Source organism: Arthrobacter sp. BB-1 (assembly GCF_006151685.1).
Taxonomy (GTDB): Bacteria; Actinomycetota; Actinomycetes; order Actinomycetales; family Micrococcaceae; genus Arthrobacter.
In genome coordinates this window covers 169,271-181,419 of the sequence record NZ_VDEV01000026.1, presented here as the reverse complement: position 1 = coordinate 181,419, position 12,149 = coordinate 169,271, and the positions used below count along the sequence as shown (strand labels likewise).

Here is a 12,149-nt window from a genome sequence, read left to right as displayed (position 1 = left end):
TGGGTGCCGGACCGTCGTCGTGCATCCCCTCGGCTGAGTCCTGCGTCCCCATCCCCTTGGAGTTCCTGTCCGGATATGCAGGGCTCCCGGCCCCGGAAGTCCGGATATCCGGACGAAAACTCCACGGGTTAGATGGGTTTGCTGCCTGCGGGCGGCAGGTTCGGGTTCATGTCCTCGAGATTCGGGTCCTCCGCCGTCCATACCTGGATGATGGCCCAGGCGACGGCGGCCAGCGGCACGGAGAGCACGGCACCAACGATGCCGGCCAGGATGGTCCCGGCTGTCAGGGCCATCAGGATCACCAGTGCGTGGAGCTGCAGGGACTTTCCCATGACGATGGGCTGCAGGAGGTCGCCCTCAAGCTGGTTGACGGCGATGACCACGGCCACCACGATCAGGGCAACCACCGGCCCGTTGGCCACCAGGGCCACCAGCGCCGCGAGAATGCCGGCCACTGTGGCGCCCACCAGTGGGACGAAGGCGCCGATGAAGACAATGATGGCCAGCGGGATGGCCAGGGGCACCTGCATGATCAGCAGCGCCGCTCCGATGGCCACCGTGTCCACCAGCGCCACAGTGGCGGTACCGCGGACGTAGCCGCCGAGCACCTCGAGGGTGCGGCGGCCCACGCGGCGCAGCTTGGCTTCACGGGCCCCGCTGAACGGGCGGAGGAAGAAGTTCCAGATCTTTTCGCCATCCTTCAGGAAGAAGAACAGGATGACGATCATGAGGCTGGCCCCGGCGATGAACTCGGTGACCACGGACAGCCCGGTGATGGCGCCGGAGCGGACCTGGCTGCTGGCGGCGAAGTCGATGATGCCCTGCCGGGCCTGGTCCAGCTGCTCCTGCTCGAGGGGGACGGGTCCGGTCAGGAGGAACTTTTCCAGCTCATCCAGCCCGGAGGAGGCCTGCTGCGCGAGCTCGCCCCACTGGTTGCGGACCGAGAAATAGATGACGGTGGAAACCCCGCCCAGCACCAGCAAAAGGCCGATGAAGGCGATGCCCGTGGCCAGTCCTCCGCGCAGCCCCCGGCGCCGGAGCATGTTGACGAACGGGCCGATTGCGGCCGCCAGGATCAGGGCTATCAGGATCGGAATGACCAGGAGCTTGATCTGCATCAGAGCATAGACGGACACAACCGCCACGGTGAGGATCAGCAGGACCTGGGCGGCGCGGATGCCCACCCTGCCCAGGCCGTCACCCCAGAGCTCGGCGGGGGACTTGGTTTCCCTGGGCTTCCGGGCAGCCGGCGGGCGCTGGACCTCGCCGCCGGGCTCGGCCTGCGCAGCAGCGGCGGCGGCAGCCGCGGCAGCCGGGGATTGCGCCGCTGCCTCCTGCGGGAGCTCGTGGCTCACGTCGTGTTCAGTCAGGCGTGGTGATCGCGCCACGGGAACTCCTCATCGTCGGCGGGTGCCTGCCGCGCCGGGATGCCGGACAGGCCTTGCTACCTTCTCAGATAGTAAGCCTACTGATGGGTCGGGTCCGGATGAAACCCTGCAGGGACTATCCGGCAAGCCATTCGGCGCAGGAGTTCAGGTTCCGGCTCACGGTGGCAACAGCGGCCTCACCGTCACGGACCTCAATGGCATCAACCAAAACGCCGTGCCCCTCGTGCGGGCGGCCATCGAAACCCGCCCGGCGGTACTGCTTGAGGAGGTCCTGGTGGAAGGCGGCGCCGAAGCTGGCGTACAGCTCGTGCAGGAGGGGGTTGCCGGAGGCCTGGGCCACGCGTTCATGGAACAGCCAGTCTGCGCGCGCCCACGCCTCATAGTCTCCGGCGCTCCAGGCCTGGTCCCGATCGGTGAGCAGGGCACGCAGCGCTGCAACGTCGTCTGCCGTGGCATTCCGCGCTGCCAGCCTGGCCGCCTGGGTGTCCAGGCCCAGCCTGACTTCCAGGATGTGCTCCTCGGTGTGGTCCTTGTACAGCCGGCGCGCGGCGCCGGAAATCTCGCTGGTGGCGCGGACGTAGGTGCCGTCCCCGCGGCGCACCTCCAGCATTCCGCTGTGGGCAAGGGCCTTGACGGCTTCGCGGAGGGTCCCGCGCGAGACGCCGAGGCCGGCCATCAGCTCGGTTTCGGACGGGATGCGCTGGTGCAGTGGCCATTCGCCGGAGTGGACCATGGTGCGCAGCTTGGCGGTGACCTCGTCCGCGAGCGGCGGGCGGGCGGAAGGGCTCAGGGCCATGGCGGGCTACTTCCTTCCGACGGCGTTGGTCATGGCCTTGCCGGTGATCAGGTGCGCCACCACGATCTGGGCCAGCGCGAGGGCAAGGAGCAGCAGGAGCGGCAGGGTCCAGCCGCCGGTGGCGCTGTGCAGGAGCCCCATCCCGAACGGCCCGGCCGTAGCCAGGAGGTAGCCCGTGGACTGGGCCAGCGTGGACAGCGCGGTGGTCTCGGCGGTGCTCGCCCCGCTACGGCTGATCATCACCATCACCAGCGGGAAAATACCCAGGCCGAATCCCAGCAGGGCGGCGGGAACGGCGGCCAGCCCCACCGGCAGGACCAGCAGCAGCACCAGGCCCGCCACCATGGTGATGCTGACCAGGTAGAAGGCGGGCCTCAGCATCCGGGGCCTGGAACCGATGGCTATGAGCACCATGCCGGCCGGCACTGAGACCAGCTGCATCAGCCCGAACATCAGGCCGCTGTCCGATGCGCTCATCCCCATGGTGGTCAGCATGTAGGGGAACCAGCTCAGCAGGGCGTAGGCGAGCAGCGCCTGCAGCGTAAAGATCGCCGTGAGGAGCAGCCCCTTGCGGGTCCGCAGCAGCGGCCACGGGGAGACGCGGGCAGCGGCCCGGCGCGGGCTGTTGCGGTGGGCGTGCAGGGCCACGGGCAGGAACCCCAGGAAGGCCGCGACGGCGGTGATGCCAATGGCCCCGACGGCCGCCGATGGCGAACCCAGGGCGTGGGCCAGCGGAACCACGGCGACGGCGGTCACGGTGGCGCCGGTGGTCATGGTCACGGTGTAGACGGCGGTCATCAGCGAGGTGCGGTGGGCAAAGTGTTCGCGGATGAAGGACGGCATGGCCACGTTGCAGACGGCCAGGCCGGACATGCCCAGGACGCTGCCGGCCACCAGCATGCCCGTTGCCGGAATGCCGCGCAGGAGGAGCCCGCCCGCCAGCATGGCCAGGGCCGCCAGGATCGCCTTTTCCACGCCCAGGCGTCCGGTCAGCCAGGACGTGCCGGCGCCCGCCAGCGCAAAGCACAGCGTGGGAATGGAGGGGATGACCGCAGCCACCAGCACCCCATACCCGAGGACCGCCTGGAGGTCATGCAGCAGGGCGGACGCTCCGGTGATGCCCGCACGCAGGTTGAGCCCGATCAGCACCAGCGCAACAACGCCGAAAACGACGGCGGACCGCGGCTTGGTGCCGGTCCCGGCCGGGCGTTCGGCTGGGACGGCAGGGGCGGCGGCTGGGGCGGTCGGCGCGGTGGCCGCAGGCGCGGCGGCGGTAGGGGGATACGAGTCGGGCATCCACCAAGCCTAAAGGTTAGACGTTTGACGTCTGCGGTTTTGTGGGGAACCTCTCCCGGCAGTTAACCTTCGCGCAATAGAATCCGGTTACGGCACGCCGGGCCAGCCGGGCCCGGATCCGCCGCAGTGACGCGGAAGGACGGCCTGTTGTGGTGAGCCAACAAACGGAGATTGAAAAGAAGTACGACGTCGACGAGGACGCCGCGGTGCCTCCGCTGGAGAGCCTTCCCGGAGTCACCAGGGCCGGGCTTCCCCATACCGCGGTGCTGGAGGCCGTCTACTTCGACACCAAGCGGCACACGCTGGCGTCCCACCGGATCACCCTCCGCCGCCGTACGGGCGGTACCGACGCCGGCTGGCACCTGAAGCTGCCGCCGCTCGAAGACGCCGGCACCAAAGCGGAGCCCCAGCAGCGGCGGGAGCTGCACGCCCCGCTGGGGCAGCCTGACGTGGTGCCTGACAGCCTGCTGGCCCACCTTCAGGCGTACCTCCGGGGAGCGGCAGTCGCTCCGGTGGTCCGGCTGGAAACGAGCCGCACCACCCACGCCCTGTACGGCGAGGACGGCGTGCACCTGGCGGACCTCGCCGATGACCGGGTGACGGCCGAGCGCCTGCCCCACGGACGCAAAGGCGAAGCCGTGGGCAATGGGGAGAAGCAGCACTGGCGTGAATGGGAACTGGAACTCGTCCACGGCGAGCCCGGCCTCTTCGGCCCCGCCGGGGAGCTGCTGGCCAAGGCGGGAGCCCGTCCTGCCGGCCACGCCTCGAAGCTTGCCCGCGCACTGGGCGCCGCCGGCGCACTTCCGGACGCCGGCCCGTCCCAGGACGCGGGACCCTCCCGGAACGGAAGCACCCCCGCCCTGGCTGCCGGCAAAAGGGCCCCCGCAGCCGCCGTCGTCACTGCCTACATCAGCGGGCAGATCGGGGAGATCCTGGCCCAGGACCCGGGAGTCCGCCTGGAGGAGACCGAATCGGTGCACAACATGCGCTCCGCGCTCCGCAGGGTCCGCTCGGTGCTTGCCGCCTACCGGACGCTGTATGCAGCCGCTCCGGTGCGCCGGCTCCGCAACGAGCTGAAATGGCTGGGCCAGCTGCTTGGCGGGCCGAGGGATGCCGAGGTTCTGCTGGCCAGGCTCCGCGGGCACCTCGACGACCTGCCGCCGGGGGAAGGCGTGGACGATGTCAGGGGCAAAGTGGAGCACAAAGTGGGCGGCGCCTATGACGACGGGTACCGGCAGCTCCAGGAGGCGCTGCGCTCGAACCGCTACTTCCGGCTCCTCGATGACCTGGAGGCGTTCCGGGACAAGCCGCCGGTGCTTCCGGACGCGGTGGCACCCGGCCGGCGGGTGGCTGCAAAAGCCGTGGCCAAGGCGGCCAGGCGGCTGCGGCGCTCGCACAAGGCGGCAAAGCGGTCCCGCCGCGGAACAGCCCACGAAACCGCCCTCCACCAGGTGCGCAAGGACGCCAAGCGGCTGCGGCATGTGGCGGAATCTGCCGCCCTGGTCTATGGCAAACGTGCCGGCAAAGTGGCCAAGGCCGCGCACCGGCAGCAAAAGATCCTGGGCGATTTCCACGACGCCGTGATCGCCAGGGACCTGCTGGTTACCGTGGGTTCACGCCAGGAACCGACGGCGGCCGCTGCAGCCTATGCTGCATTGGAGGCGCGGGAGGACGGGCTGATCAGGAGTTCCGAGGCCCAATACCGGAAAGCCCACAAGAAGTCCCGCGACCGGCTGCGCCGCGGGGTGGGGTAAACGGCATTTTCGTTCGGCGCTACTTCCCCTGCCGCGCGGACAGCCGGGCCACGGCCAGCGCCAGCCAGAGCTGCACGCGGTCCGTGGTGACGGCGGGGTCGTACCCGGTCAGCTCCGTGATCTGGGCCAGCCGGTACCGGACCGTGTTCCGGTGCAGGGTGAGTTGCTCGGCCACGGCAGCCACAGAACCGTTGTTGTTGAGGTAGCTCTCCAGCGTGGCCATCAGCTCCGAACCGTGGGCGGCGTCGAAGGACCGGAGCGGGTCCAGGGACTCGTTGGCCATGTCCGCGAGGGGCACGTCCTCGCTGGCCAGGAGCAGCGATGTCAGGCTGAGGCGCTCCGGCTCGTTAACGGGCAGGCCGTGGCTCGCGGCGTCCCGGGCCTCGAAGTAGCTCCATCGCAGGCCGTTCGGCTTGGTGTACGCCCCGCCGATCCCGATCGTGGCGTGGATGCCGGCCTCTGCCAGGTGGTCGCTCAGCTTCCGGGCCAGGGCAGGTGCGGCGCCGCCGTCGTCATTGATGACCAGCACCAGGTCCTTGCCCACGACGGCGGCCACCGCCTTTTCCAGTTCGCGCGGCACCGAGGTGCTCACCAGGGCCTTGTTGTGTGCGGCCGAGACGGCCAGCAGCACCACGTTCTTCCGCGTGCTGTTGACGCCCACGCCGGCCAGGCGCCGCTGGGCCTCGCTGGTTTCCAGCGCCCCATGGATCACGTCCTCCAGGACCTGGCCGCACAGGGCGCGCTGGGCCTGGCGCTGCTTGACCATGTTGTTCAACTCCACGCTGATCAGGCTCTGGGCGTATCCGATGATGCCCGAGTCCTCGAAGGGCTGCCGGACCCACAGCGTGCAGGCATCGCGCCGGCCGGTAGGGACGGGGTAGGAGGACCAGGTGTCCGCGGAAGGGGAGTCGCCGCTGCTGTTGTAGAGCTGGGCCGTGAACTGGGTCAGGGCAACATCGGTGCGCAGCATGCTGCCCAGATGCTTGAGGAGTTCGCTGAGCCCGCCGCCGGTCAGCAGTGCCCGCGCCAGCACCTGGTGCCCGGCAATCAGCCGCTCGAGTTTGGCGTAGTGGTCCGCCGACTGGGCGTCGGCCACGAGCTTGCCGATGGCGATGAACGGCGTCTCGTAGGGAACCTCCACCACGGGCAGGCCCCACCGGTTCGCTTCCGCCAGGAGGGCCGGGGGAACCGTATCGTGGGACAGCCCCACACCGAAGCCGATGCCCACGGCGCCGGCCCGCTGCACCTGCCGGACAAAGCGCCGCTGCTCGGGGGCTGACCGCAGGCGCAGTCCGGTGGTGAGGATCAGCTCGCCGCCGTTGATGAACCGGTGCGGGTCCTCCAGCTCCGTGACTGCCACCCAGTTGATGTCCTGGTGCCAAGTGGTCTCGGCAACCCCGGCTTTGGACAGCTTCAGGGAGTTCACACCCAGCAGGGCGGCAAGGGAAATGGCCATGGATCAAGGATAAAGGGGCGCTGGGCAACCGCACTAAACAGTTCGGGGAAGGGTGTGCAGGTGGCTATTCACTGCGCAGGGGCGCTGGCATAGGCTCAAGGCAGTTCCATCCATCCGCTCCGGGTTCCGCCCGGACGCGGGTGGACCCTACGAAAGAGGTTGCACACCGTGGTCCAGACCTTGCAGAACTTCATCAACGGGAAGTTCACCACCCCCGCCGGCACCGCCCTGCTGGATATCGTGAACCCCACCAACGGGGAAGTGGTGGCACACGCGCCCGTCTCGGTGCAGGCCGACGTGGACGCCGCCATGACCGCAGCCAAGGACGCCTTCAAGACCTGGAAGCACGTCACCCCGGGGCAGCGCCAGCTGATGCTCCTCAAACTTGCCGACGCCGTCGAGGCCCACAGCGGCGAGCTCGTGGAAGCCCAGCACCGCAACACCGGCCAGGTGCGCTCGCTCATCGCCTCGGAGGAAATTGCCGCCGGTGCCGACCAGCTCCGCTTCTTTGCCGGTGCGGCCCGCATCCTTGAAGGAAAGTCCGCCGGCGAATACTTCGAGGGGCACACCTCCTACGTCCGCCGCGAACCCATCGGGGTGGTGGCCCAGGTTGCCCCGTGGAACTACCCGTTCCTGATGGCCATCTGGAAGATCGGCCCCGCGCTCGCCGCCGGCAACACCGTGGTCCTCAAGCCCTCGGACACCACCCCCGAATCCACCCTGGTCCTGGCGCGCCTCGCCGGGGACATCCTGCCGGCCGGCGTCCTGAACGTGGTGCTGGGCACCGGCGAGACCGGCGCCCTGATGGTGGACCACAAGGTTCCCGGCCTGGTGTCCATCACCGGCTCCGTCCGTGCCGGGATCGCCGTGGCGTCCGGTGCCGCCAAGGGCCTCAAGCGGGCCCACCTGGAGCTTGGCGGCAAGGCGCCGGCCATCGTCTTCAAGGACGCCGACATCAAGAAGAGTGCCGCGGCCATCGCCGAGTTCGCCTTCTTCAACGCGGGCCAGGACTGCACTGCCATCACGCGCGTGCTGGTGGAGGATTCCGTGCACGACGACGTGGTGGCCGCCATGGTGGAACACACCAGGACCCTGCGCACCGGCTCGCAGAACGACGAGGACAACTACTTCGGCCCGCTGAACAACATCAACCACTTCAACGCGGTGACCTCCGTGGTGGAGAACCTGCCCGCCAACTGCCGCATCGAAACCGGTGGCCACCGTGCGGGGGAGAAGGGCTACTTCTTCGAACCCACCATCATCACGGGCGCCAAGCAGACCGACGACATTGTCCAGAAGGAAACTTTTGGTCCCGTCATCACTGTGCAGCGGTTCAGCACCGAGGAAGAAGCTGTGGAACTGGCGAACGACGTGGACTACGCCCTCGCCTCCAGCGTGTGGACCACCAACCACGGCACGGCCATGCGCCTGAGCCGTGACCTGGACTTCGGCGCCGTCTGGATCAACACCCACATCCTCCTCACCGCCGAAATGCCCCACGGCGGCTTCAAGCAGTCCGGCTACGGCAAGGACCTCTCCATGTACGGCGTTGAGGACTACACGCGCATCAAGCACGTAATGAGTGCACTTGATGCATAACCCAGCCGCCCAACCCCCACTGCCCAGGCTTAAAAGAAAGGCCTTCCCATGACCACCACCGCATCAGACATCACCTTCCGCCTGGAGCAGAAGCGCCGGGTCCAGGCTGACTTCCCGGGGCCCAAATCGGTTGCACTGACCGAGCGCCGCAAGGCCGTTGTTGCCGCCGGCGTCGCCTCCGCCGTTCCCGTCTACGTTGCAGACGCCGACGGCGGCATCATCCACGACGTCGACGGCAACTCCTTCATCGACCTCGGCTCAGGCATCGCGGTGACCAGCGTGGGCGCGTCCGATCCCGCCGTCGTCGGTGCCGTCAAGGAAGCCGTGGAACACTTCACGCACACCTGCTTCATGGTCACCCCGTACGAGGGCTACGTGGCCCTCGCGGAGCAGCTGAACCGCCTCACCCCGGGCGACCACGAGAAGCGCACGGTCCTGTTCAACTCCGGCGCGGAGGCAGTGGAGAACGCCATCAAGGTGGCGCGCCTCGCCACCGGACGCGACGCCGTCGTCGCCTTCGACCATGCCTACCACGGGCGCACCAACCTCACCATGGCGCTCACCGCGAAGGCCATGCCGTACAAGACCAACTTCGGCCCGTTCGCGCCCGAGGTCTACCGCATGCCCATGAGCTACCCGTACCGCGAGGAAAACCCGGAGATCACCGGTGCAGAGGCCGCCAAGCGCGCCATCACCATGATCGAGAAGCAGATCGGCGGGGACCAGGTGGCCGCCATCATCATCGAGCCCATCCAGGGTGAGGGCGGCTTCATCGTCCCGGCCGAAGGTTTCCTGCCGGCACTGGCCGCCTGGGCGAAGGACAAGGGCATCGTCTTCATCGCGGACGAGGTCCAGTCCGGCTTCTGCCGCACCGGTGAGTGGTTCGCCGTCAACCATGAAGGCGTCGTTCCGGACATCATGACCCTGGCCAAGGGCATCGCCGGGGGCATGCCGCTCTCCGCCATCACCGGCCGGGCAGACCTGCTCGACGCCGTCCACCCGGGCGGCCTGGGCGGCACCTACGGCGGCAACCCGGTTGCCTGCGCTGCCGCACTGGCGTCCATCGGCTCCATGGAGGAATACGGCCTCGCTGCCCGGGCCCGCCACATCGAGGACCTGGCCACCGCCCGCCTCCGCGACCTGCAGGCCGAGCTGGCCGGCTCCGGTACCGCCGTGATCGGCGACGTGCGCGGCCGCGGCGCCATGCTCGCCGTCGAACTTGTCCAGGCCGGCTCGAAGGAGCCGAACCCGGAACTGACCAAGGCCGTGGCCGCCGCCTGCCTGAAGGAGGGCGTCATCATCCTCACCTGCGGCACCTACGGAAACGTGATCCGCCTGCTGCCGCCGCTGGTCATCACCGACGAACTGCTGACCGACGGCCTGGACGTCCTCGCGGCTGCCATCAAGGCAAACGCGTAAGGCCTTCTCAGCAGCGGCGCCGCCCCGCAACGGCGCAGGCAGGCGCAGGGCCCCGGAACGTTCCGGGGCCCTGCGTTTTTTGCGGACGCTGGCACGTGTTGGGTGCCGCTACCTCCGGTCTTTGTCCGGTTCGCCGATGACCACCTGCGCGGGGCTGTGCAGGACGTACCCGTTGAGCCAGGAGAACAGGGCGCGGACTTTCTGCTGGAACCCGGACAGCAGGGCAAGGTGCACCAGGAGCCAGGACAGGAAAGCCAGCGGGCCCTGGAGTTGGACGCGCTGGCGGCCGAGTTCAGCCACCGCCGCACCCCGGCCAATCATCGCCATATATCCCTTGTCCACGTAGCGGAACGGCTGCCGGGTCCCGCCGTTGAGATCGGCAACGATATTGCGGGCCGCCCACTTCCCGGCCTGCTGGGCCACGGAACCGAGCTGCGGCAGTTTCGCCCCGGTTGAATCGGTGATGTTGGCGGCGTCGCCGATGACATACACGCCATCCGAACCAGGCGCCGTCAGGTCCGGCTGGACGTCGATCCGTCCGCCCTTTCCCTGCGGCAGCCCCGAGCCGGCAATCAGTTCGCCGCCCTTCAGCCCGCCGGCCCAGACAACAATCCCGCCGGGGATGACCGTCCCGTCAGCCAGCGTCACGCCGTCGGCCCTGACCTCGGTGACGCCCACCCCCATATGCATCTGGACGCCAATCTTTGCCAGGCGTTTTCGGGTGTATTCCTGGGACTTGGATGAAAACATGGCGAGCACGCTGGGCACCATGTCCACCAGGTGCACGCGGCACCGTGCTGCCAGTTCCGGGGAGAAGTACTTCGCCACAACGAATTTGATGTTTTCCGCCAACGCGCCGGCAGTCTCCACTCCGGTGGGACCTCCGCCCACCACCACCATGTCCACCGCGGTTCCGGGCTCGCGGTCCGCCCGGTCCAGCAGCCGGGTCACGCTGGTGCCGAGCCTGGTGGCGTCCGTCACGGAGTACAGCGGGAAGGCATGCTCCTCGGCGCCGGGCGTATTGAAGAAGTTGGGGATGGCGCCAACGGCGATCACCAGGATGTCGGCGCGGAACGTATCACCCTCGGCGGTGGTGACCGTATGGTTTCCAACATCGACCGAGGCCACTTCCGCCGTCAGGACCCGCACGTTGCGGAGCCGCCGGAACACGGACCGGATGGGGCGGGCAATGGCGGACACGCCGATCTGCGAGGTGGCCACCTGGTACAGCAGCGGCTGGAACTGGTGGTAGTTGTTCGAGTCGATAAGCAGGACGCGGACGCCCTTGCGGCCAAGCTCCTTGGCCGCTGCGATGCCGGCGAATCCGGCCCCGGTCACGATGACCTGATATGAGTCCTCCATCCGAGCAACCTACTCCACCGGGGTTCCCGGCAACAGGGGCTAGGAGGATTTGAGGGCCGCTTTGCTCCGCCTCCGGGCGACGGACGCCTTGCGGGCGGTGCGCAGCATGTCCACGGTCAGGACCAGCAGCGCCACCCACACCACGCCGAAGCCGATCCAGCGGTCCAGCGTCATCGCTTCCCTGAACACCACCAGCGCCAGGATGAACTGCAGCACCGGGGCGAAGTACTGCAGCAGGCCGATCGTTGTCAGGGGAAGCCGGCGCGCGGAAGCACCGAAGAAGAGCAGCGGCACGGCCGTGATCACGCCGGACGCCAGCAGGAGCCAGAAATGGCCCGGACCCTGGGTGGTGAGCGTTGCTGATCCGGCGGCGGCCAGGTAGGCCATGGTGGCCGCCGCGAACGGGGCCAGCACCATGCTCTCCACTGTGAGGCTGGTGACGGCGTCCACCCTGGACCCAACCCGCTTCTTGACGAAACCGTAGAGGCCAAAGCTGAAGGCAAGGGTCAGTGCGATCCATGGCAGCTTGCCGTAGGAGTAGGTGAGGACGCCCACCGCCACAAAACCGATACCGACGGCGGTCCACTGCAGCGGCCGCAGCCTCTCCTTCAGGACGAAGACGCCCAGCAGGACAGACACCAGCGGGTTGATGAAGTAGCCAAGGGACGCCTCCACGGCCTGCCCGGTGGTTACGCCGTAGGTGTAGGTCAGCCAGTTGACGGCGATCAGGAAGGCGGCCAGGGCCAGCGAGCCGAACACGGCGCGGTTCCGCAGGGCCTGGACCAGGGCGGGCCAGGAGCGGGTGACCGTAATGAGGAGGGCGCAGAACAGCAGGGACCACACCACACGGTTGGCAACGATTTCGACGGCGCCCGCGGGCATGAGGACGAAGAAGTACAGCGGGAGCAGCCCCCACAGCCCGTACGCGCCGATGCCAAAGAGGATTCCCGCCGTCGTCTCCTTGTCCACGGCCTTGGGGCCTGCTGGCTGGGAGGGACGGGGCGCGGCGGCCGGAGCCGGGGCGCTGGCGGGGGAGGATCCATCGGGAGTGGGCACGGAACCCATAACACCACCCCGGG

The 12,149-nt window shown here is 68.4% G+C and carries 9 protein-coding genes; 3 read left to right on the top strand and 6 right to left on the bottom strand.

From position 1 onward, the window contains the following. Positions 1–128: 128 nt before the first annotated feature. From FHJ30_RS14985 to FHJ30_RS14975, 3 genes are all read right to left on the bottom strand, one after another. Complete coding sequence (locus FHJ30_RS14985; protein ID WP_139030030.1) at positions 129–1,388, bottom strand: AI-2E family transporter; 1,260 nt, start codon at positions 1,386–1,388, stop codon at positions 129–131. A gap of 115 nt (positions 1,389–1,503) precedes the next feature. Next, positions 1,504–2,184 carry a FadR/GntR family transcriptional regulator gene (locus FHJ30_RS14980; RefSeq protein ID WP_139030029.1) on the bottom strand — a complete coding sequence of 227 codons (681 nt, stop codon included), beginning with the start codon at positions 2,182–2,184 and terminating at the stop codon, positions 1,504–1,506. A 6-nt stretch (positions 2,185–2,190) separates the two neighbouring features. Then, the gene (locus tag FHJ30_RS14975) at positions 2,191–3,480 is read right to left on the bottom strand and encodes a CynX/NimT family MFS transporter (RefSeq protein ID WP_139030028.1); all 1,290 of its coding nucleotides are present in this window, start codon (positions 3,478–3,480) and stop codon (positions 2,191–2,193) included. Positions 3,481–3,632: 152 nt separating this feature from the next. Here FHJ30_RS14975 and FHJ30_RS14970 point away from each other — a divergent pair, with 152 nt between their 5' ends. Continuing rightward, complete coding sequence (locus tag FHJ30_RS14970) at positions 3,633–5,234, top strand: CYTH and CHAD domain-containing protein (RefSeq protein WP_306669386.1); 1,602 nt, start codon at positions 3,633–3,635, stop codon at positions 5,232–5,234. 19 nt (positions 5,235–5,253) lie between these two features. On the opposite strand, the gene FHJ30_RS14965 is transcribed toward FHJ30_RS14970, so the two are convergent. After that, positions 5,254–6,690 carry a PucR family transcriptional regulator gene (locus FHJ30_RS14965; RefSeq protein ID WP_139030026.1) on the bottom strand — a complete coding sequence of 479 codons (1,437 nt, stop codon included), beginning with the start codon at positions 6,688–6,690 and terminating at the stop codon, positions 5,254–5,256. Between the two features lie 168 nt (positions 6,691–6,858). Between FHJ30_RS14965 and FHJ30_RS14960 the strand changes: the two genes are divergently transcribed. After that, the gene (locus tag FHJ30_RS14960; protein WP_139030025.1) at positions 6,859–8,289 is read left to right on the top strand and encodes a gamma-aminobutyraldehyde dehydrogenase; all 1,431 of its coding nucleotides are present in this window, start codon (positions 6,859–6,861) and stop codon (positions 8,287–8,289) included. 48 nt (positions 8,290–8,337) lie between these two features. Continuing rightward, positions 8,338–9,708: a 4-aminobutyrate--2-oxoglutarate transaminase gene (gabT, locus tag FHJ30_RS14955; RefSeq protein ID WP_139030024.1), complete on the top strand. Its 1,371-nt coding sequence runs from the start codon at positions 8,338–8,340 to the stop codon at positions 9,706–9,708. 108 nt (positions 9,709–9,816) lie between these two features. Here gabT and FHJ30_RS14950 read toward each other — a convergent pair whose 3' ends face one another. Both FHJ30_RS14950 and rarD read right to left on the bottom strand, forming a co-directional pair. Further along, positions 9,817–11,070 (bottom strand): NAD(P)/FAD-dependent oxidoreductase, encoded by a 1,254-nt coding sequence (locus FHJ30_RS14950; protein ID WP_139030023.1) that lies wholly within the window; start codon positions 11,068–11,070, stop codon positions 9,817–9,819. A gap of 39 nt (positions 11,071–11,109) precedes the next feature. After that, positions 11,110–12,135, bottom strand: a complete 1,026-nt coding sequence (rarD, locus tag FHJ30_RS14945; RefSeq protein WP_139030022.1) for an EamA family transporter RarD — start codon at positions 12,133–12,135, stop codon at positions 11,110–11,112. Positions 12,136–12,149: the final 14 nt, after the last annotated feature.